Source organism: Nonomuraea sp. NPDC049421 (assembly GCF_040677005.1).
GTDB lineage: Bacteria > Actinomycetota > Actinomycetes > Streptosporangiales > Streptosporangiaceae > Nonomuraea > Nonomuraea salmonea.
Window position 1 is genome coordinate 28,734 of sequence record NZ_JBFAQA010000005.1, and the last position, 20,857, is coordinate 49,590.

Here is a 20,857-nt window from a genome sequence, read left to right on the forward strand (position 1 = left end):
CAAAGCTGGGTCAGCCGCCGAGCGGCCGCCCCAGCGCGGACGCGGCACTGAGCACTAGCCGGGCCGTCTCCTGGGCCGCGTGGTGGGCCACCTCTGGCAGCACCGAGACGTAGGTGTCGGCGGTCAGCATGATGCTGGCATGCCCGAGCATGGCCTGCACCACCTTCAGGTCGGTGTGCGCGGCCAGTGCCAGGGTGGCGGCGCCGTGCCGTAGGTCGTGCAGCCGGATAGGGGGCTGTCCGGAGGCGGCCACCAGCCGGCGGAACCGGCCGGTGAGGTAGTCCGGCCGCAACGGCGCCCCATCCGCGGTGGTGAACACGTACCCCGAATCCTGCCAACGGGTGCCCGGCGCCGCGCTCAGCTTCTCTTGGCGCTCATAGTGCCGGGTCAGCACCCGTACGGTCTCCGCGTCCAGGGCCGCCACCCGGCAGCTGGCGGCGCTCTTCGGTGGCCCGGTCACGACCTGGCCGTCGGCGTGCACTCGCTGCTGCGTCACCGTCAGCTCGGCGGTCTGGAGGTCGATGTCCGTCCAGCGCAACCCGGCCAGCTCGCCGCGGCGTAGGCCGCGCAGTGCGGCCAGCCACCAAGCGGCGTACAGGCGGTCCTGTGCGACGCCGGTGAGGAAGGTCGCGAGCTGTTGTCCGGTCCAGACCGCCACCGCCGGGCGCTCTCCCGCTTGCTGCCATCGGGCCGTCCGCCCGGCGGTCCAGACGACTGGATGCGGTCGGCGGGGATGGGGGAGTTCGGCGCCGTTGGCCGGGTTGATGGGGATCAGCCGGGCGCGCACCGCGGCGTTCAGTGCGGTCCACAAGGTGGCGTGAATTCGCACCACGGTGGCGGGCGACAGTCGGCGGCCGGTCGGCGAGGGGCGGGACGCCAGCGTCGCGAGCAGTCCGTTGACATCGCGAGAGGTGAGCTGGTGGAGCAGGATCCGTCCCAGCTGCGGGATGAGGTAGAGGCGGATGTGTGTGGCGTAGCCTTGCCGGGTCGACGGACGTAGGGCGTTCTTGGTGGCCAGCCAGCGTGCCAGCCACTGTTCAAGGGTGCATCCGGCCCCTGCGCCGTCATGGTCGGCAGCGGCCAGGGCGCGGCCTGCCGCTTGGGCTTCCTCGGGGTCGGCGTAGCCGCCCTGGCGGATGCGCTGCCGCTGCCCGTCCAGGCCGCGCACCTGCACCGCGAAGTACCAGCTGCCATGGTCGTCGTCTATTGGCAGACGCGGACACGTCACCCCTCGCTGGTGTCCCGTTTCTGCATCCACACAGCCGCATCGCCTGCTGACCTGCACACGAGTCTTCGGCATCTGTCCCACCTCCTCCTCTCACGGTGGGCGACGACAGACGCGCCGGCCAGGGCTCGCACTCGATCAGGGGATGACCTCAGGGCAATGTCCAGGGTGCGGGGAACTCAGGTTGAGCCGGGCCAGCGCTCCGTACCGGTTGGCTGCCCGCTGGGAGGCTTCAGGGCGTTCTGGTGCTGGCGGACGTTGGGCCTCTGTCCGGCCTTTTGGCGTTGTTTCGCTTCCGGCAGCGTGAACGCGTACGCCCTCAACTCATCAGGGGGCGTCGCATCGTACGAGGTGAGCCCACCACACGCTGACCCTCACCCGTGGTCGTCCCGAGCTGTCAGCTTGAACCTGACCTCCGCTCCAGGGGCAAGACTGGCGATCACGCTTGTGCCCTCCCGACGTCAGAGGCTATGGCGTGGCCGGCCTTGAAGGCCGCGACGTCCCACGTGACTGGCGGCAGAAGGGGAGACGGATCACCCGGCCGACGACAACGCCTTTCGGGTGGCTTCAAGCGCGAACCGGGCGGGGTCGAATTCCTGCGCGCTGTTCAGGCCGGCCCAATGGACGTATTCATTGTGCTCGTCGTGCCTGGGATCGGCCAGCGCCCGCCGGAAGTGTTCGTAGCCTGTGATGCCGCCGACGTCCTGTGGCGGGCAGGCGCCCGCCCCGTCCACCAGTATCGGGTAACGGGCTCCTTCCTCCGCGGTGAGGATGTCCTCCAGCACGATGTCATGTCGCCAGCTGTCGCCCAGATCGTACTCGTACTCCATGGCCGCCCCGGCTTGTGTGAGTACGTCCTGCAGCTGGGTCTTCTTTTCGTCCCGGACGTCCAACTCCCATTCGGGTGATGCCTGGCCGTACAGGACGCCGTCCACCGTGAACAGGTGGAGGTGGCTGTTCTCCCAGCCCATCGCCGTGACCAGGATGTGGTGCAGCCTGGCGAGGGTGGTCGCGGGGGAGACGAGCAGGCGCCGCCAGATCACCGGATCGGCGCTGTCCTGGAGCGTCACCAGGATTTGGTGGATCGGCTCTCCTGGTGCGGCTTCACCCAGGGTGCGCTGTACGGCGTGGACGGCTGCCGGAGTCAGAGCTGCCGTCTCCTCCGTGAGCTCCACCACGCCCAGCCGCGCCAGGACGGTCAGCAGCCGATCGATGTCCTGATCGGTCATTCGCCGTTGCGCTTGCGGGTCGCGCATCTCGTAGTACGGCGAGGCGATCTGCCAGGCCAGCTCCCGCAGATTCGCGACGGACACCGGTCCACCGTACAACCTACGCTGCAACGCCGGCCAGATGAGCGCGAACTCCTCGCCGACCAGGGATGAGTATCAGTAATTCTTAGGAAAGAGCGCCTGGCTCATCTTCCCCAGTGCTGTGAACGACGCCTCCCACAACCGCTTCGGGTCATTCAGCAGCGGTGCCGCCTTCTTCGCTGGCAGCAGCCGTCCCTTGACTACCCTGACCAGCCCGGTCGCTTTGGCCCATTCCACGATCAGGTTCAGTTCGGGCAGTTCGGTGCTGCTCTTCGTCCGGAACACCCGGTCGCCGATCTTCGGGTCGATTTCGTCGCCGGTCTTCAGCAGCGCCACCAGCGTCCGCGCGTCCGACAGCGTCAGCTTCCCCGTTTGGGTCAGCTTCCGGCCTTCGCCCACCCACTCGGTAAACGCTCGCAACTCCTCCTGCATAGCGTTCAGGGTATGACGCGGGAGTTCGCCTCAGCCGCCCGCACTGCGCGAACGAGCCCTCCTGGCTCGCGAACATCCGTAGGATCGGGTGTCGTGGCGAAGAAGCGCAAGGCGAAGGCAAGCCCCAGGCGAGGGGTCAGCGGTCATCCTGCTCGGCGCGCGCTGCAAATGGCCGCCCGCCGGCCCGCACCCGATCCTCGTTCCGGGCTGCTTGATTTGCTGCTGGACACAGCTGGGGATGAATGGTGGCCGGACTCTCAGAATGCGATCATCGAGCGCCTCGCCGACCTGCCCGCCCACTCGCCGCTGCGGCTGGAGAACGCCGTCGTCGACCTGGTGGGCGAGGAGTTGTGGGCACGTACTCAGACCGAGACCATGGGTTTCCACTGGGACCAGTACTTGGCCGCTCTGGCCGATCTCGTCCGCGACAAGATCCAGATCGGCGCGCGTACCGGCAGTAAGGTGGATGACCTGTGGCGGTTGCTGCACGGGCTGGCGGCGATGACCCCACCGCCCAGCGGGCAGATGCTACGCCGCGACCCCGACCTCGCCGTTCGAGAAGCCATCACGGACGCCACGGCGGCCTTGGCCAAAACCGGCATCGCTTCCGGATGGCCGAGTGACGTCCTCCGGGCCGGTCCGGCCGGGGAACCACTGCTGCTGGCTGACGCGTACGGCTCGCGGTACGCGCTCCTGGCCCCCTTCGCCTGGGGCGAGCAAGACCCGCACTGGTACTGCTGGGACATCGACCGTTGCACCGGAGACCGGGTCGTGCATGCCGGCGTCTTCGCCTCACCGCAGGAAGCGTTGACTGAGTGGCGAGCCGCAGTCGGGGCGCACGCGGCACCCGCCTTCGCTCAACCGGCTCCGTGCGACCAGGCCACAGCCCGCGACCTGTTGAATCCGCTGTGTCGTTCTGACCTCGTGGGTGCCCTGCTGATGGGCAGTGAGTCGCGACAGCTCATCGCCGAGCATTTCCGCCTGCGCCAGCGCGCCCGCGCGCTCTGCGGGTCGTTCACCGTCGCTCTCGGGCCCAAGCCTCAGCTGGACCTGAACCCGATCATCGACGACTTCACCGCCTGGCTACGCGATCGAGATGACCGTCGGCCCGAACGGGAAGATGTCGCCACGCTCGCCGACCATTGGTCCCACCTGCCCGGGCCCGGCTATTACGCCTGCTCCCCGCACCGGATCGAGCACGCCGTGATCCTCATCGCGGACGGTTACATCGAGAAGTACGCCGAGGCCGCACTCGATCTGCTGCCGCAGTGGGTCGAATGGTGCATCGAGCGCACCGGCCTGACCGGCGAACTGGCAGAGCGATCCCGCCGGGCAGCCACGAACAACCGGTGGAACGGATCTGACACCATGGACCTGCGCCGCATCGAATAGGGCGGGTGAGGTGCCTCGAAGATCCCGGACAGCCAGCTACATAAGCTGACAGCAGTCTGAAAGAGGTAGGTACGTGACGAGGCGTCGCCGGCAGTTCTCGCCGGAGTTCAAGGAAGAAGCCGTCCGCATGGTGCTGGAGGGCGATCGGACGGTCGCGTCGGTGGCGCGGGAGTTCGACATCAATGCCAGCACTTTGGGCAGCTGGGTGAACCGGCATCGGGTCGCCAGCGCGCAGGAGGAGCAGCAGCGGCCGGTCTCGGCTCCGGAACGGGCCAGGATCAGGGAGCTGAAGCGGGAGAACGCCGAGCTGCGCGAGAAGTTGATCCTCCTGAGATAAGCGGCCGCCTTCTTCGCGTCCGAGACTCGATGACGCTCGCCAAGTACGAGCTCATCGACGCGGAGAAGGCCCGTCACTCCATTGCGCGGATGTGCGCCTGGCTGGGCGTGTCCCGCTCGGGCTACTACGAGTGGCGCGGGCGGCCGGCCTCGGCCACCGCGCAACGCCGCACGCTGCTGGGCGCGCTGGTCACCGAGATCTTCGCCGGCTCGCACGAGACCTACGCTACCGGCGCGTGCACGCCGCCCTGGCCCGCCGCGGCGAGCGCTGCTCGGCCGAACTGGTCCGTGCCCTGATGCGCGAGCAGGGCCCCATCCCGGCCCAGGTGCGAGCGTTCCGGCCGGCCACCACCGTCGCCGGCGACTCCCGTGGCATCCCCGACCTGGTCGGCCGGGACTTCACCGCCGCCCGTCCGGGCGTCAAGCTGGTCGGCGACATCACCTATATCCGCACCTGGGAGGGCTTCCTCTACCTGGCCACCGTGATCGACTGCCACAGCAAGGCGGTGCTGGGCTGGGCGATGGCCGATCACTACCGCACCGAGCTGATCAAAGACGCGATCCGGATGGCCACCGGCACCGGCCTGCTCCCGAGCGGCGCGGTGTTCCACGCCGACCGCGGCTCGAACTACACCTCGGAGGAGTTCGGCCGCTTCCTGACCGGCCAGGGCATCCGCCGTTCGGTCGGCCGCACCGGCGTCTGCTGGGACAACGCGATGGCCGAATCGTTCTTCTCCGCGCTCAAGAACGAGTGGCTGCACCGCTTCGTCTTCACCACCCGAGCCAAAGCCAAACGGCAAGTTATCCGCTACATCGAAGGGTTCTACAACCACCGGCGCCTGCACTCGGCGCTCGGCTACCGAACACCCATGGAGGTACTCAACGAGTCCCTCTCAGCCCAAACAGCCGCATAGGCTACGCCCCATAAGACGGCTGTCCGGAATCACCGCGGCCCCTCACATCGACCATTAAGTGCGGCTGGAGTACTAGACGGGCACAACATCCAGCACACTTTCGCCATGCTGATCGCGGCAGCGGGCATCCAGGCACCGCCCGGCCGCCGTGATCCCCGGCTGCACGACTTGAGGCATACGTTCACCGTCGCGACGATGCTGGACTGGTATCGCGACGGCGGGAGCATGCAGGTCCAGCTCCAGCTGCTGTCCACCTGACTCGGCCATGTGGACCCGAAGTCGACCTACTGGTGCCTCCAGGCCGTCCCCGAGATCCTCGCCCTGGCAGCCGACAGGCTCGTGCAGGCCGACGGGCAGGTGACCCGGTGACCGATCTTGCCCCCATCCTGCAGGGGGTCTTCACCGACCGGCTGGCTCGGCAGATGAAGGCCAGTCCGAACACGGTCACGGCTTACCGCGGCACGTGCCAGCTCCTGCTGTCTCTTCGCGCAGGCCAAGACAGGGAAGGCCCGTACACGCCTCCCTCTCCTGACGGCCGGAGGTCGAGTACGCCATGCGAAGCCCTTGTAGGGCTATGACGTGGACGGACGCGATCATCGGCAGGCGCAGAGTTCGTATCGGCAGACTACCGCGCGATCTCCTGGCGGAGTTGGAGGTGACGCTGGTGAACAACGACTTCCAGGTCCGGGCCGAGCTCAGCTGGGAGCTTACGGAGGACGAGCTGGGGCACATGAATCGCATTCTCCAGAGTGTCACCGCCGAGTTTTGCGGCCGCCTGACCTCCCCGAGATGAGCGCGCGGTGAGCGCCTCGAGGAGGTCAGGGGCGGTCCCGCCCGATCCCGACCCGGAGCGTGCGACTATTCGATGCTCTCCTTGACCTCCACCTCGTGGTCGGCCTTCGCGGGCGTATAGTCGGCGTTCCCCGCCCACTCGACGGTGTAGGTGTAGTGCCCTGTCTCGGCCGGTCTGTCGGAGAAACTGTAGGTCCCGTTCTTACGGCCGGCCGCGCCCGGCAGCGTGGTCGTGACGGTGCCGTTGGCGTTGGTGACGGTGCGCTTCACCGTGAGCGGGTAACCCCATCCCGAGGGCGGGGGCGCGGGCAGCAACACGCCGCTGAGCGTCAGGGCAGCGTCGACGGGCCACTCCGAGGGCCCCGTCACCGTGAGCGACGAGGTGTTCTTGACCGTCACCTTCGCCGAAGCCGTACTCCAGCGAACGTGGTCGTCACCGTCCCAGAGCACGGCATAGGTATACGCCCCGCCGGCCGCCGGGGTGTCGGTGACGGTGAAGGTCCCGTCGGGCGCGGTCGTCACGCCGGCGAGCGTCTCGGTGGTCCCGTCGGGCAGGCGGCGGGTCACCGTGAGCGGTTTGGCTCCCGTCGCCGCTCCGCCGGGCAGTTCGAGGCGGCCGGTCAGCGTGAGCAGCTGGTTCACCACCCCGCCGGACGGGGGCGTCAGCGTCAGCGCGGAGGCCGGGAAGGTGATGTCCTCCACCCGCCACAGGTGGAGCCGCCCGGAGGAGGCGGTCTTCACGGCGAAGACGTCCGTCCCCGAGAACGCGAGGCGGTCTGTGCCTCCGGCCACCGCCGGGTTGTCGAGCGCGTGGATCGTCGCCCCCGTCACCGCGTCGTACATCACGAGGTTCGCGCCGTCACCCTGCCCGACCACCACGTACGCCCCGTCCGGGCTGATCGCGACGGCTGAGGAGGAGTCTTCGACGGTCGACTCTCCCGCATAGGTGCGGATTCGCTCCAGGCTGTTGGCGTCCCACAGATCGGTCCCGCGCCCGGGAAAGGCCACCGAGAAGAACTTCGACCCGTCCGGGGTGACGACGAGATCGCCCACTCTGCCGAGGTCGTGCGTGAATCCGTCGATCTCGCCGCGCAAGGTGGGAGTGCCGCTCACGTCATAGACGAACAGGTGGCCGGTACTCGTCCCCAGTTGACTCAAGACCAGCGTGCCCCCGTTGGCGGCGAGCAGTGGAGCACCGGAGATCCCTGATGCGACCACGATCGGCTGTGGTGCCGTCACTGTCAGATCGAGCCCGACCACGCCGCCGTTCCAGTTGCTGTCGCAGCCGTAGCCCACCCACAGCCATTCGCCGGACCGCGCCAGGTGCGTCGGGCACGGGTACGACAGGAGGTCGATGCGCCGGGTGATCTCCAGGGTGGCCGTATCGATCTCGACGACCTGTCGCGGACCGACCAGCGCCGCATACAGGTGCGCGCCGTCCTGCGACATCGCCAGCCCGGAGGCCTCTGTCAGCCCGCCGACCTCGCCCAGGAGGTCACCGTTGGTGTCGGCGACAACGAGTTGACCCCCGCTCGAGACGAAGACTTTTCCGTTGCCCAGGGCCAGATCGCCCGGCCTGTAGTAGCTGTAGTCCACGCCGAGGTCGGTCGTGGTGTCGGCGGCGGAAGCGGCCGGGCTCAGCGCGACGAGGAGCCCGGCCACCGCGGCCATGGCCGAGACGAGGCTCAACGACCGGCGTGCGAGTCGGCCGGGCGGTGACGCGAGAGGGCGGGAACGTGCCATGGATAACAGACGCACAGAGATCTCCGCTCGTGAGGCGATGGGAAAGATCCAAACGCCCTGATCAAGCCAGAAAATCGCACGCTCCGTCAAGATCGGCAGTCGGCGATCGTCTCGGCTTTTCGCGCACTGATATCGAATCGTGACAGGTGTCGCTCGCTTCCTTCAGTTGCGCGATCTGACGGATGTTCGCGTGTTTGAGCACGTGCCGAGCGCGGCGACCGTCATCGCTACAGAGTGCCGGCGTGCTGCGGGGTAGGGAATTCGTGTGGCGCCATCTGCAATGATTCTTCGATTAGGGTGTCAGTCGTGCTCGGTGCGTGCTCGTACGCCCCGTCACACGCCGTCAGGACCCGGCACCGCCTGACACGCAAAACGCGCCGAGGCGGCACGAATCGTCCTCCAACGGCACGGTGCGGCACCTAAAGATCTTGCTTCTAATCCGACGGTCGCAGGTCCGAATCCTGCAGGGCGTGCTTTGATCATGGTCTGACCTGCGCTTACGTGGGATCGGACGCGTTCTCGATGTTTCGTCTGGCGGTTGCGTGCTCCGTACGTACTCGCCCGCAGAACTGCACATACCATGATCCATTCGCCATCCCTCACTCGGCCGGAGAGCAGAGGCCCCACGTGACGTGGCACTTTCGCGAAAGTCTCGGTCCGGGCAGCAGCACAGGCTGGGAAGGTGGCCTGGCGTGCTGCTGCCGGACATTCAAGGGGCAGTTTCCTGGCGTCGCGCGGCGCTGCGTGTGGTTGCGTCTACGTCCGTTTCTTCACTGCCCGTGGATGAGGACCGAGTCTCGATTCGACCGCCGCTCGACGGTACGGGTCGCAGTGAGGCTCTGGGAGGCTCTGGACACGCCCCGCTCTCCCCAAGCCTGATCAGCGTCGCTACGCTCTGGTTCGATCAAGTGGAGGAAGGGCGGCCATGACTAGGACCTGTACATTCTGCGGCATCGTTGCTGGGGAGATCCCCGCGGAGATCGTCTACTCCGACGAGCACGTGGTCGCCTTCCTCGACATCTCGCAGGCGACTCGCGGTCACACCCTGGTCGTCCCTCGCGAGCACTGTCGCGACCTGACCGACATCGGCCCGGACCGCGCGGGCCTGCTGATGCGGGGCGCTGTGCACACCGCCGCCCTCCTGCGGCGCGCGCTGGAACCGGGCGGAATGAACATCTGGCACGCCACCGGCCCTACGGCCTGGCAGACCGTGTTCCACTTCCACCTTCACCTGCTTCCCCGCTACACCCCCGAGGAACTCAAGCAGGCATGGACGCATAGGGAGCTGCCGCTGTCGTCGCTGTCGCCACTCGCCGATCACATCAGAACCGCCGCAGCGTCCTGAAAGCGGCGTCACTCCGGCGCCGTCCGCATGGTTCACCCCACGTGGACGGCGCGGGGCGTGACTGTTGAAACCAGCGACGACTTCGATCGGAGCGGGTAGCTTGCGCTGCGGAGATCACCGAGTTGCGTACGGGTTAGAGCACGTGCCGAGCACTGCGACCGTCATCTATAGATGGTGCCGACAGATGGTGCCGACGTGCGCAGGAGGCGGACGGCGAGGGGTGGGACGTGGGCGTCGCCAGCCGGGACTGGCTTCCAGATGTAGCGGTGTGTGAACCGCGCCGGGATTGATGGAGGCCGTGGTGTGCCCCGAGTTCGGTGGAGTCGGGTTCCTGGATTGTCATGCCACGGTGGGTATGTTCTCGAACTGTATCGGGGTGAGTATGCCCAGGCTGCTGTGTCGTCGTTGCCGGTTGTGCCAGATCTCCAGGTATTCGAAGATCGCGTTCGCGAGTTCGATGCGGGTGTTCCACCTTCGGCGGTCCAGGAGTTCGACGTGCATCCGGGAGCAGAACGATTCCATCATGGCGTTGTCGAAGCAGTCGCCGACGCTGCCCATCGAGGGCAGCAGGCCGGAGTCCTTGGCCCGCTGGGTGAAGGCTCAGGATCCGAGCTGGACCCCCTGGCCGGAGTGGATGATGGTTCCTGCGGGTGGTGTGCGGTTGTCGATGGCCATGCCTAACGCGCTGGTCACCAGCGTGGCGGTCTGAGGGAGTCGATGGACCAGCCGACCACCCGGCGGGAGTAGGCGTCCAGCACTATGCAGCAGTACACCTTGCCCTCGCGGGTTCGGGTGCTCGGTGATGTCGGTGATCCACAGCTGCTTGGGCCCGGTCCAGGTGAAGGCGCGGTCGACCAGGTCGGTGGCGATCTGGTCCGGTCTGGCGCGCCGCCACTTGGGCCGGCCGCTGAGTCCTTCCGGCCCGGCCCGGCGCATGAGCAGCTCCACCGCTTCGTGGCTGACCGTGACCTGGTGGCCGAGGGTCAGTTCGGCGTGCACCTGGCGGGCGCCGTAGGTGCCGCGCGAGTCCTGGTGGATCTGCCGGATCAGGCTGGTCAGCCAGGCGTGCCGGATGGCCCGCGGCGAGGGCGGGCGGTCCTGCCAGGCGTAGTAGCCGGACACCGACACGTTCAGGACGCGGCAGGCGACCTCGACCGGGATGCCCTCGCCGGCCATCACCGCGATGGCTTCACATCGTCTTCTGGGGGTGCCGCCTGGCGGATCAGCTCGATCGCCCGCCGGGTGGCCTGCAGCTCGGTCTCCAGCTCGGCGATGCGCCGTCTGGCGACCGCCGGCTCGGCCTTCTCGCCGCTGGTCAGGCCCGGCTCCAGGCCGCGATCGATGCGGTCCTGGCGGCGCCAGGTGTAGATCGTCTGCGTGCTGATGTCCAGGTCATGTGCCAACTCGGTGGTCGCGCGACCTGCTTTGAGCAGGTCCAGTACCTTGCGCCGGAACTTCGGCAGGTAGCCCCGTCGTCCCATGCCACCTTCCTCTCATCAAGCGGCACAAGAATCCAGAAATCCACCTCCACTCAACCCGGGGCACACCAGGGCCTCTAGGAAACCCGGACCGGTTCATGCCGCTGCGGGTGTGGCTACTGGCTGGCGATCGGAATTTCTTGGAGTGGGAAGGGCTCACTCGAGCGCCGTCATCGGGGTCGATGTCTTGCAGGATTGGGGTTACAAGAGGGCGGTGCTCCTCCGATCCCTGCAAGTGAGGCGGACGCGGACAGCTTCGAGGGCCCACTCCTGCTGGGATGGGCCCTCGTGCTGCGACGTTCGATGGCGCGCTCAGAGTCGCCCTCTGTCGCCGAAGGGATCATTATTGGCGCTCGACCAGGATCTGATCTGGTCAGACAAGCTAGCCTCCCCATGCTGCGTCTCCGCTGAGGAGAACCCCTCATCAGCGCTGACAGGCCAGGTCACGATCAGGAACTCCTCCATCGCGCTTGGGGTTCCACCTGTTGCTCTTGCCGAGTTCGGGCGGCGGGTATGGACGCGTACCCCGTAGCTTCCGGGCCCTCGCGGAGTCAGGACCGGTAGTTCATCTGGCGGGAAGTCCATGAAGCCCATCACCCGCATGAGCCCCGTGGAGGTCACGAGTTCGATCTCTGCAACCTTGTCCCAGCCGGACGACTGCCGCTCCGGTGGATGGTCCCATATCTGAACGCTCACTTGAACGGGACCGGTGTGCACGTCAGCCCAGATGGTTGCTGCGTCCTTCCGCGCCACCACTAGCCGCGCGGAGTCGCCCATCGGAGGCTCCGTATAGGTCTCCTCGTCTGCCGCCTTGATGAGCATTTGGTGGTAGGAGACGTTGACGACCGCTCTCGCTGTTGGAGGGATGTCAGAGCTCATGACGCAAGGCTACCGTGATAAGCCCTGGTTAATTGACGACTTGAATGTAGAAGGCGTCCCTGGCGATGAGCCTGTAGTCCCGGTAGAACCCTTTCAAATGGGCGCCGCCAGCCTGGTTTTGTTCTATGGGGATAAGGCGCCAACTATAGTCGCCGCCGCTCGTAGCCGCACCCTCCAGGGTCGAGGCTGGAGGATACTCATCACATTCCCAGCCGGCTGGACGAGGGCTGGGTGCATCCTGGCATGCGGTGTTGCGATTTTCGGTGATGTCTGACTGGTTCCTGATCCGATGCAGCGGATAGTTGTTGCCTGGCGTGGGCGGTGCGCCAGGAAGGCCCTCAGTCTGGGCTTCGGCGATGTGGTTGGCGTAGCCTAGAAGGATCGACCGAGGGACCTTGTGAGTCCCCCAGAAGAGGGGAAAGACGCATCCGTAGTAGGCGATATCGCCGCCTGCGGCCTTGTAATCACAGCGGAGCGGCTCGAAGATTTCCGATACGACAGTTACCGCGTCCACTGCCAGCGGATGGATAAAGACTAGTTCGGCCTCGGGGAAGATTCCGTTCGAGACTTCGACCTGAGTGCCGGAGAGCTGGCCTGAGAGTTCGTGGTGAACTCTCTTGTATTCTCCTTCCACAAGCTCGGTCGGAGGGTAGGGATTTGTCATGACGTTACAGGGGCCGCTGCAACCTGGGATTGCCGTGAACATGATGGCATAGCCTTGTCCGTCCAGGTCTTCCGCTCCGACCCATTGATCGAAGGTGATTTCGTTCTTTGCCGGGTTCGCGGTGATGAGGCTCCACAGATCGAGTTCGAACTTGCCAACCTGCTTGACGCCTTGACGCACGATGATGGTGCCCAGTTGGTGTGAACACCCTTGTACTCGGTTGGTTGGCCACTCATTCAAGAAGTCGGCGCACCATTCAGGTACTTCGGCCGGCCGAGCGAGAGCTTGGATCGCATTGCGAGCGGCGGGTTCTGCCGGCTCGAAACAGATCGTGTAGGGCTTGCCTTCGGTCTGCGAGGGTTGCGTGCTCTGGCAGGTATCCTGAACTACCGCTTTGCGCTTTGCGTTTGGGTTGACTCGGCCAGGTTCTTCGGATGGGCCTTGCCGATGCTTTTCCAGTTTTGCGATGAGCGGGTTTCCGGGGTCGGTCATCGGAGGATTGGCTAAGGCGGGCGATGGCGCGAGAACGGCCAGGGCTAAGAGTGGGCCCACCGTCGCTGCTAATGCTGCTCGGAATCGCAAACCAGTATTCTCCCTTCCATGCCCGCCAGGGCATGCCTCATGGCCGTGGGACAGTAGCCCCAACGGAATGACCTTACGGTAGATTGTTTATCCTAGGGTTGCGAGATTTGACAGCCTTGACAATCGTTAGTGCATATGTAGGCGAGCATCTACAGAACTTCCATATAAGCGAACCGTGAGGGCGCGGCTACGTAGGGCTGAAGTGTTCTCAGTAGGTGCAACGCGCGCAGGCTCATAAAGCTGACTGGTTGAGGGCGCGCGCAGATGGCAAATCCCACGCCCCATGCCGCGTTCCGCAGATGTGTGCAGGAAAAGCACACGGATATGAGCTCTGAGCTCCGGGAACGCTTGCGGGCGTGCTGATGCGGCGTGTCACTGGGCTTGAGCGTTGCGCCTGGTCAGGTGTCTGCGGCGGGGATGGCCTCGACGATTTTCGTCGGGGGCGGGATGTCGAGTTTGGCCAGGATGTCGCTCTGGGGTTTGATCAGCTCTGCGCGCTGGCGGAAGGTGCCGGCGGATGCCGGTCGAGCAGGGCCGCTGCCGCTTTCGGGGCCAGCCCCGAAAGGCGCGACTCCGGCAGGCCGGGGGCGGGAAAGGAGCCCTCGCCGTCCCGGGCAGCGAAGATCATGACCACGCCCTCGGTGTGCAGGCGCCGGGCGGCGAACAGCAGCGCCTCCCGCGAGGCCCGGTCGATCCACTGCGCGTCATCCACGAGACACAGCAGTCCCGTCTCGCCCGCGTACTCCGCCAGGAGGGACAGCACCCCCAAGCCCACCAGCATCGGCTCCGAGCCGGTCGCGGGCCCGAGCCCGAACGCGGCCTCCAGGGCCGCGCGCTGCGGGCCTGGCAGCGCGGCGAGATGGCCGAGCGCCGGGCGCAGCAGCAACTGCAGCCCCGAGAACGGCAGCTCCGCCTCGAACTCGACCCCCGTGCCGCGGACCAGCCGCAGGTCGCGGGCCGCCGCGGCGGCGTGGTCGAGCAACGCCGTCTTGCCGATGCCCGGCTCGCCGCGCAGCACCAGCGCCGAACTGCCCCCCGCCCGCGCCCTCGCCAGCAGTTCGGCGATCGCGTCCATTTCGGGCTCTCTTCCGTACAGCCCCCCCGCGCCCATGACCCCATCCTGGCATTCGTCCAGGCAGGCTCACGATGTGGCCATGAGAGTCGCGCTTTCGTCTTTCACGGAGGTCGCTGCATTCGCGGTGGACAGCAGGTGATCCGGCGCATGCCCACCCCGGTTCAGCCCTCAGCCTGGCCGGAGGCGTTCACGGGCAGCTCGCCTTCTCACTCCAGGGGGATGGCGTTGACGACCTCGCGCCACTCGTAGCCGCCCCCGTGACCGCTGACCGAAGGGTGCGCGCCCTTCCATGCGGTGAGCACCGGCTCGATCTCCAGCAGAGCAGCGTCGCGAATGTTGCGATCCCATCGGGGGTTCGAGGAATCGCGAACCGCTCCGCGTCACGAGCTAGCATCTCCAGTTCACCTATCAGGGATCGAATCCGGCGCTGAGAGACCGCTGTGCTGTCGCCGGCGCAGGCATGCACTTCGGCGGTGATGGTCACCGGTCGCGTCCCTGCCCGATCCTGCGGTTGGAGCGGAGCCACGTGCCCCATTCGGCGAACTTCGACACTGAAGATCTCTTTGGGAGGCACTGGTGAAGTGGACCTAAGTGTCCTGCATGGATGTGATGTCCGGTCCGTGTCGTCCACAGGGGCTCGTGGCCGTCGAGAACTCGATCCGTCCCATCGGGAAACAGCAGGCATGACACGAACATCACCGGAGGAGATGGTCGAGGCGGATGACGCCGAGCTCATCCGCCGGTCAATCGACGATCCGGAGCGGTTCGCCGGCCTGTTCGACCGGTATGTCGAGCAGATCCACCGCTATGTCGCGCGGCGGCTGGGCGTGCAGGTCGCCGACGACATCGTGGCGGAGACGTTCCTGACCGCCTTCCGCTCCCGCGCCTCCTACGATCACGCGCAGCCGCTGGCCAGACCGTGGCTGTACGGCATCGCCACCAATCTCATCGCCAGGAGACGGCGCGACGAGGAGCGGTTCCTGCGGGCGCTGGCGCGTACCGGTGCGGAGCCGCCGCCTGAGTCGATGGCCGACGCGGTGGTCGGCCGCGTGGCGGCGCAGGCCGAGGACCGCCGGCTGGCGGGGGCGCTGACGAGCCTGGCCCGCGGAGATCGCGACGTGCTGCTGCTGGTCGCGCTGGGAGACATGGCCTACGACGAGGTGGCCCAGGCGCTCGGCATCCCGATCGGGACCGTGCGCTCGCGCCTGCACCGGGCCCGCAAGCAGGCGCGGGCCGCCCTCGGCACCGGCGATCACACGAGTGAGGACGCATGATGGACGAGTTCGGACGGTTCCTGGAAGCCACCCCGCCGATCACCGGCGAGGCGAAGGAGGCGGCGCGCACCCGGTTGCTACAGGCCATGCGCGAGCCGCTTCCCATGTCGCCGACGCCCCCGCCGAAGCGGCGCGGGCCGCGCCTGGCCTGGCGGCTGGCGCTGGCCGCGGCGGTCGCGCTGGCCGTCGGCACGGGCCTCATCACGGTGCGGGGCGGTGAACAACCCGCCACCGTCCCCATCGCCGGCGTTCAGGAGCTCGGCGCCAGGGCGGCCAGGAGCGCCGAGACCGACCCGTACAAGATCACGCCGTCACCGGGCCGCTGGCTCTACGTGAAGCAGACCATCGCTCCGCTCCGCAAGGAGCCGGAGCCCGAGGTGGATCGCGACAGGCGCATGACCCTTGAGACCTGGTACAGCCTGGACGGCAAGCAGATGGTGCTGGACGACGGACGCGGCAAGCTCGTCACGGAGGAGGTCGGCCCCGGCATCACGGGCGCGGACCTGGCCACGACGCCGGTCACGCCCGAGGAGATGATCGCCAGGATCGGGGCGAGCGTCGACGCGACCCCCGTGACGGAGTTCGACGACGCCGGCGCGACCCGGCAGGAGCGGATCTTCCTGAAGATCTCCCAATTGCTGAGTGAGCAGCCGTTGGCCGCCGACGTGCGGGCCGCGTTGTTCCGGGCGTTGCCCATGATCCAGGGGGTCTCGGTCAGGCAGGACGCGATCGACGCGGCCGGCCGCCACGGGGTCGCGTTCGACTACACGGGAACGTGGGAGCGCTTCGAGATCATCGTCAGCGCGCAGGACTACCAGTTCTTGGGGACGTACGGCGAGAGCGTCGCCGACCGCACCTACGACCTCCCCGGCGGCGCGACGCGCACGGTCAAGGCGGGCACCCCCCTGGTGTGGAGTGCCCGCATGACGGCCGAGATCGTGGCCAAGCCCGGTGACCAGCCGTGACGCGCCCGTGTCAGTAGTCGATCCGCAGTGAGGCCGCCTTACGATACGGCCGAACCGCGTCCCCGGGTACCCGCCGCCTGGCCTCGTCCTTGGGACCGATCAACTGGACCACGTCGAACCCTGAAGAGCGACGATGCTCGGCCCAGCCGTCGATGACGTCGTTGACCCGGGCCGTCATCCACGTGGCCGTGGCGCCGGGACTGGTGAAGGGCGCCTCGCGTCGGTCGTCGGTCACCGGGGTGGTCAGCGGCAGGTGGACGGCTGTCGACGGCACCGTGGGCGGCAGCGAGTCGGTGTCGTGCAGGATGAGCATGTCCGCCACGAACGCGGTGACTTCCCCGTCGGCGTCCCGGCCTATCCACACCGGGTAGCTGCCGTCGCCCAACCCGCTCTGATAGGCGATCAGGTTGGTGCCGGTCTCCGGGGCGCGGAGCTCGGAGTCCAAGAGGTCCATCTCGTTGTACTCGTCATCCAACTCCTCGACGAGGCTCCCGAGCTCCTCGCGGCCCGAGGCGTCGAGGAAGCAGCCCATACCCGCATCCACGCCGAACCCGAAGAACTCACCGGCGCCGAGCAGCCGGGCGTCCTGCCCCGGCAGGAGCGCGGGCTCCCAGCCGGCGGTCGGCTTGTCGAGGATCCGCACCATCACGGCCGGGGTCTCGCCCTCGCCGTCCGTCCCCTCCCACCGCATGGAGGCGATCAGAACGGCGTAGTCGCCAGGCGCCACGGTGACGGTGAAGGGAACGGCATCATCCAACAGGAAGGGGTCGGTGGCGATCACCGAGCCGGTGGGCAGGTGAAGCCACCCCGCATGCGACGGCTCGGTGATCAGTGCGACGCGTCCGTTTGCCGGTATTCCAGCTCCTTGTTGAGCCGTTCGTACTCGTCGAACAGGAACAACCCGAGATGACCATGGCCCCAGTCGGCCTGGAACAGGGTCTTCGGCCTCCCTTGCGCGGACAGCAGGACGGCGTATCGCTCACCTGATGCGTCCCTGTCACGGGCCTGTGGTTCCGAGATCGGAGCGACGGCGGCACGGGCCTGTGGATCCCACCCCTCACAGTAGGTGACGTCAACTACCTGACCGGGCCCCACGGCAGCGACATCAGCACCCGGCCCATCCTCGTGGCCTGCCAGGTCGTCGCTCCAAGGGCTCTGCCAAGATTGTCGGGCTGATAGACGAAATGTGCCGTTGCGCCCGAGCATCGGAAAGCGAGATCATCACGCATGCTCGACCCCCTCCCCGACGACGATGGGACTTCACCGACGGTTTCCACGCCGCTTTTCGTGGGTCGTGATCGGGAGATGGCGGCGCTTCGAGTCGCCTTGGCCAGGCCACCGGCGATCGTGCTGGTGGAGGGTGAGGCGGGGATCGGGAAGAGCCGGCTGCTGCGGGAGTGGCTGGCCGCGCCGGACCAGCGCACTGCCTTGGTCTCGGTGTGCCCGCCGCTTCGCGAGTCGCTGACGTTGGGGCCGATCGTCGACGCGTTCCGTGGGATCGGCCGCCCGGTGTCGCGATCGCGGCTCACCGAGCTCGCGGGTGCGTTACGGCCCCTGTTCCCTGAATGGTCCTCGGACCTGCCGCCCGCGTTGCCGCCTTTGAACGATGCGAAGGCGGCACGGCATCGCCTGTTCCGCGCCCTGGACGAGCTGCTGCGGGCTCTGCACGTCGACGTTCTCGTGCTCGAGGACGCTCACTGGGCAGACGAGGTGACCTTGGAGTTCCTGCTGTTCGTCGCCTCTCGGCAGCAGGCGGACGGGCCGAGCCTCGTGATCTCCTATCGGCCGGAGGAGGTGGACGCAGGATCGCTGTTGCTGCGGCTGACGTCCCGGATTCCCGCCGGCGTGACCCAGCTGAGGATCGCCCTGGCGCCGCTGCGACCCGACGACACGGCAGCGCTGGTGTCCTCGATGCTGGACGGCAACCCGATATCGCAGGAGTTCACGACGTTCATGCACGAGCGGACCGGTGGGGTGCCGCTGGTGCTGGAGGAGTCGGTCCGCCTCATGTGCGACCGTGCCGACCTCGTCTTCCGCGACGGACAGTGGGTCCGGCTGAAGCTGCGCAAGCTCCAGGTGCCGCCGACGGTGCGCGACTCCACCCGGGAGCGGGTGGGCCGTCTGTCGCCGACGGCGCAGCAGGTGTTGCGAGCCGCGGCCACGTTGGCCGAGCCGTCATCGGTGGCCACGATCGCGATGACCGCCGGTCTGTCACCGGCTGCGTGCCGGGGCGCCATCGCGGAGGCGGCCGACGTCGGCGTCCTCGACGGAGACGACCGCGGCCAGTGGCGATTCCGGCACGTGCTGGCCGCCACGGCCGTCTACGAAGCGATCCCGCTGACCGACCGCAGACACTTCCACCTGTTGGCCGGCCGGGCCTTGGAGGGCATCCATCCGCCGCCCGTCGCACGCCTTGCCCACCACTTCCGTGAGGCGGGCGAGACACGGTCCTGGGCGCGGTACGCCGAGCAGGGCGCCGAGCTGGCCATGGCCTCGGGTGACCACACCAAGGCGGTCGACTTGCTGGTCGATCTGTTCTCGTGGTCCGAGTTGCCGCCGGCGGATCGGGCACGGGTGGCGCGCATCGCCGGAGTAGCCGCACTGGGCCGTCGTGAACCGGTCGACGAGGTCTACCACCGTGTGATCCGTACCTTGCGCTCGGTGCTGGAGACCCCCGGTCTCTCCGCCCGCCAGCAGGCCGAGATCCGTAACCCCTTGGGCCGGCTGCTGATCATCGGGGGTGAGGCGCAGGCCGCGCTCAGCGAGCTCGAGCAAGCGGTGACCAACCTCGACCATGACCCGGTCGAGGCGGCCCGGGCGATGACCTATCTGGGATGGGCCTACGCGGGACCGTGGCCGGCGTCGACCCATCGGCGCTGGCTGGATCGCGCCGCCGAGCTCACCGCCGGCGTCGACTCTCCCGCGGAGCGGCTCAACCTGGCCGGCAACCGAGCCGCCGCGTTGCTCATGCTGGGCGAGGAGGAGGCCTGGGACGTCGTCGCCGGGCTGCCCGTCGACGGCGCGACCTCGGCGGAGCGGCTCGACGTGGCCCGCATCCACACCAATGTCGGGACCGGCGCGCTGATCTGGGGCCGGTACGCCGACGCGGAGAAGCACCTCTCCGTGGCCATGCGCCTCGCCGAGGCCGAGCACGCGTCCCGGCTGCGACACAACGTCCGGCTCGAACAGAGCAACCTGGCGTGGTTCACCGGCCGGTGGGAGGGTCTCGCGGAGGCGAGCGCGGCGCTCGCCGGCGCCGACCGGGACCGGCCGGCGCTCTACCTCGGCAGCATTCGCCTCGCGGCCCGGCTGGCGGCCGCCGCAGGACGGCGGCGCGCCGCGAGGGAGCAGTTCCGGCTGGTCCTTGAGGAGTCCGCCCGTCTCGGCGCGGCCGACGACACGATGGAGGCCGCCGCAGCGCTGGCCCGACTGTGGCTGACGGAGCGGAACAGCGGCCGGGCGCTGCAGATCACGAACGAGCCGATGGACACGGTCCGGAGAAAGGGCATCTGGGTCTGGGCGACGGACCTCGTCCCCGCCCGGATCGAGGCGCATCTCGTCGCGGGCGACCTGCGGGCCGCGACCCGCCTGGGCGACCAGTTCGCCAGAGGACTGCGTGGCCGTACGGCGCCTGCGCCTCGCGCCGCCCTCGCCGTATGCCGTGCGCTGCTGGCCGCCGCGGCCGGAGACCACGCCCGCGCGGCGAGGGCGTACGACCGGGCGGCGCGGGCCTGGGACGCGTTGCCCCGCCCCTACGACGCCATGCTCGCCCGCGAGCGTCAAGCCGAGGCGCTCATGGCGCAAGGCCAGATCGAACAGGGCCGGGAGCTGCTGGCCGCACAGTACGAGCACCTGTTCGGGCTCGGAGCCCGCGGCGACGCGGACCGTGTCGCGCAGCGGCTTCGCGAACACGGCGCCGAGGTTCCGCGCTTGTGGCGCGGCGGTCGGCGGGGGTACGGCGACCGGCTCTCACCTCGTGAGCTCGACGTGGTGAGGCTGGTCGTCGCCGGCAAGACGAACCGGGAGATCAGCCGGATCCTGGCCAAGTCACCGGCCACGGTGGATCAACAGCTGCGTGCGGCGATGCGTAAGTTGAAGGTGAGCACCAGAACCGCGCTCGCGGTCAAGGCAGTAGAGGCCGGAGTGTTCGCGGAAGAGGACTCCCTCGGCGACCCGTCGTGAAAATTGACGTATCCGCCGGATAGCGAAGATCGCTCGTCACCCAGAGCATGACTTCATGATCCATGCCCCTAGGGCGATGCATGCCTGAGCGACCTGTCGCGCGTGACGACTCCCTCATCGACCCCCAGCACCCACTTGAGCTGTCGCGCGGCGGCGTCAGCACCCCTGACGCCCCCGACGCCCCTGACGCCTCCGATACCCGGGACGACGGCGATGACGGCGATGACGAGAGCCACGACCCCTACCAACCCCTGTAGGCCGGAGGACCC

General features: G+C 67.7%; 19 protein-coding genes and 1 pseudogene. 8 read left to right on the top strand and 12 right to left on the bottom strand.

The genetic code is table 11. The features are described from left to right. Window positions 1–10: 10 nt before the first annotated feature. The 3 genes from AB0K18_RS10485 to AB0K18_RS10495 all read right to left on the bottom strand — a co-directional run bounded on the left by AB0K18_RS10485 (window position 11) and on the right by AB0K18_RS10495 (window position 2,967). Window positions 11–1,228, bottom strand: a complete 1,218-nt coding sequence (locus AB0K18_RS10485; protein ID WP_364912827.1) for a site-specific integrase — start codon at window positions 1,226–1,228, stop codon at window positions 11–13. A gap of 530 nt (window positions 1,229–1,758) precedes the next feature. Then, a complete protein-coding gene (locus AB0K18_RS10490; RefSeq protein WP_364912830.1) occupies window positions 1,759–2,538 on the bottom strand; it encodes a plasmid pRiA4b ORF-3 family protein in 780 nt (259 codons plus the stop codon). 72 nt (window positions 2,539–2,610) lie between these two features. After that, window positions 2,611–2,967: a hypothetical protein gene (locus tag AB0K18_RS10495; protein WP_364912832.1), complete on the bottom strand. Its 357-nt coding sequence runs from the start codon at window positions 2,965–2,967 to the stop codon at window positions 2,611–2,613. A 93-nt stretch (window positions 2,968–3,060) separates the two neighbouring features. Here AB0K18_RS10495 and AB0K18_RS10500 point away from each other — a divergent pair, with 93 nt between their 5' ends. The 3 genes and pseudogenes from AB0K18_RS10500 to AB0K18_RS10510 all read left to right on the top strand — a co-directional run bounded on the left by AB0K18_RS10500 (window position 3,061) and on the right by AB0K18_RS10510 (window position 5,867). Next, a complete protein-coding gene (locus tag AB0K18_RS10500) occupies window positions 3,061–4,359 on the top strand; it encodes a hypothetical protein (RefSeq protein ID WP_364912834.1) in 1,299 nt (432 codons plus the stop codon). 73 nt (window positions 4,360–4,432) lie between these two features. After that, window positions 4,433–5,609: pseudogene (locus AB0K18_RS10505) on the top strand (IS3 family transposase). Window positions 5,610–5,714: 105 nt separating this feature from the next. Beyond that, a complete protein-coding gene (locus AB0K18_RS10510; RefSeq protein WP_364912837.1) occupies window positions 5,715–5,867 on the top strand; it encodes a hypothetical protein in 153 nt (50 codons plus the stop codon). 600 nt (window positions 5,868–6,467) lie between these two features. Here AB0K18_RS10510 and AB0K18_RS10515 read toward each other — a convergent pair. After that, entirely contained in the window at window positions 6,468–8,072 is a 1,605-nt protein-coding gene (locus tag AB0K18_RS10515) for a hypothetical protein (protein ID WP_364912840.1), read from the bottom strand. Window positions 8,073–9,069: 997 nt separating this feature from the next. Here AB0K18_RS10515 and AB0K18_RS10520 point away from each other — a divergent pair. Next, window positions 9,070–9,489, top strand: a complete 420-nt coding sequence (locus tag AB0K18_RS10520; RefSeq protein ID WP_364912843.1) for an HIT family protein — start codon at window positions 9,070–9,072, stop codon at window positions 9,487–9,489. Window positions 9,490–9,828: 339 nt separating this feature from the next. On the opposite strand, the gene AB0K18_RS10525 is transcribed toward AB0K18_RS10520, so the two are convergent. The 6 genes from AB0K18_RS10525 to AB0K18_RS10550 all read right to left on the bottom strand — a co-directional run bounded on the left by AB0K18_RS10525 (window position 9,829) and on the right by AB0K18_RS10550 (window position 14,203). Continuing rightward, window positions 9,829–10,047: an IS3 family transposase gene (locus AB0K18_RS10525; RefSeq protein ID WP_364912846.1), complete on the bottom strand. Its 219-nt coding sequence runs from the start codon at window positions 10,045–10,047 to the stop codon at window positions 9,829–9,831. A 42-nt stretch (window positions 10,048–10,089) separates the two neighbouring features. Then, window positions 10,090–10,665 carry an IS3 family transposase gene (locus AB0K18_RS10530; protein WP_364913600.1) on the bottom strand — a complete coding sequence of 192 codons (576 nt, stop codon included), beginning with the start codon at window positions 10,663–10,665 and terminating at the stop codon, window positions 10,090–10,092. Next, a complete protein-coding gene (locus AB0K18_RS10535) occupies window positions 10,665–10,970 on the bottom strand; it encodes a transposase (protein ID WP_364912848.1) in 306 nt (101 codons plus the stop codon). The genes AB0K18_RS10530 and AB0K18_RS10535 overlap by 1 nt, the downstream gene beginning before the upstream one ends. A 309-nt stretch (window positions 10,971–11,279) precedes the next feature. Next, a complete protein-coding gene (locus tag AB0K18_RS10540; protein WP_364912850.1) occupies window positions 11,280–11,846 on the bottom strand; it encodes a hypothetical protein in 567 nt (188 codons plus the stop codon). A gap of 28 nt (window positions 11,847–11,874) precedes the next feature. Further along, window positions 11,875–13,002, bottom strand: coding sequence for a NucA/NucB deoxyribonuclease domain-containing protein (locus AB0K18_RS10545; RefSeq protein WP_364912853.1), 1,128 nt, complete (start codon window positions 13,000–13,002; stop codon window positions 11,875–11,877). A gap of 574 nt (window positions 13,003–13,576) precedes the next feature. Further along, a complete protein-coding gene (locus tag AB0K18_RS10550) occupies window positions 13,577–14,203 on the bottom strand; it encodes an ATP-binding protein (protein ID WP_364912855.1) in 627 nt (208 codons plus the stop codon). A 647-nt stretch (window positions 14,204–14,850) separates the two neighbouring features. Here AB0K18_RS10550 and AB0K18_RS10555 point away from each other — a divergent pair. Next, the gene (locus AB0K18_RS10555; protein ID WP_364912857.1) at window positions 14,851–15,441 is read left to right on the top strand and encodes an RNA polymerase sigma factor; all 591 of its coding nucleotides are present in this window, start codon (window positions 14,851–14,853) and stop codon (window positions 15,439–15,441) included. Further along, window positions 15,438–16,406: a CU044_5270 family protein gene (locus AB0K18_RS10560; protein ID WP_364912860.1), complete on the top strand. Its 969-nt coding sequence runs from the start codon at window positions 15,438–15,440 to the stop codon at window positions 16,404–16,406. Before AB0K18_RS10555 ends, AB0K18_RS10560 begins: the two co-directional genes overlap by 4 nt. Window positions 16,407–16,416: 10 nt before the next feature. Here the strand turns inward: AB0K18_RS10560 and AB0K18_RS10565 are convergent, their stop codons facing one another. Together AB0K18_RS10565 and AB0K18_RS10570 are read right to left on the bottom strand one after the other, a co-directional pair. After that, window positions 16,417–17,328, bottom strand: coding sequence for a DUF4241 domain-containing protein (locus tag AB0K18_RS10565; RefSeq protein WP_364913604.1), 912 nt, complete (start codon window positions 17,326–17,328; stop codon window positions 16,417–16,419). Next, complete coding sequence (locus tag AB0K18_RS10570; RefSeq protein ID WP_364912862.1) at window positions 17,235–17,612, bottom strand: hypothetical protein; 378 nt, start codon at window positions 17,610–17,612, stop codon at window positions 17,235–17,237. The genes AB0K18_RS10565 and AB0K18_RS10570 overlap by 94 nt, the downstream gene beginning before the upstream one ends. A 21-nt stretch (window positions 17,613–17,633) precedes the next feature. Here AB0K18_RS10570 and AB0K18_RS10575 point away from each other — a divergent pair, with 21 nt between their 5' ends. Beyond that, window positions 17,634–20,588, top strand: a complete 2,955-nt coding sequence (locus tag AB0K18_RS10575; RefSeq protein ID WP_364912864.1) for an AAA family ATPase — start codon at window positions 17,634–17,636, stop codon at window positions 20,586–20,588. Window positions 20,589–20,668: 80 nt separating this feature from the next. Continuing rightward, entirely contained in the window at window positions 20,669–20,845 is a 177-nt protein-coding gene (locus AB0K18_RS10580; protein WP_364912867.1) for a hypothetical protein, read from the top strand. Window positions 20,846–20,857 lie beyond the last annotated feature (12 nt).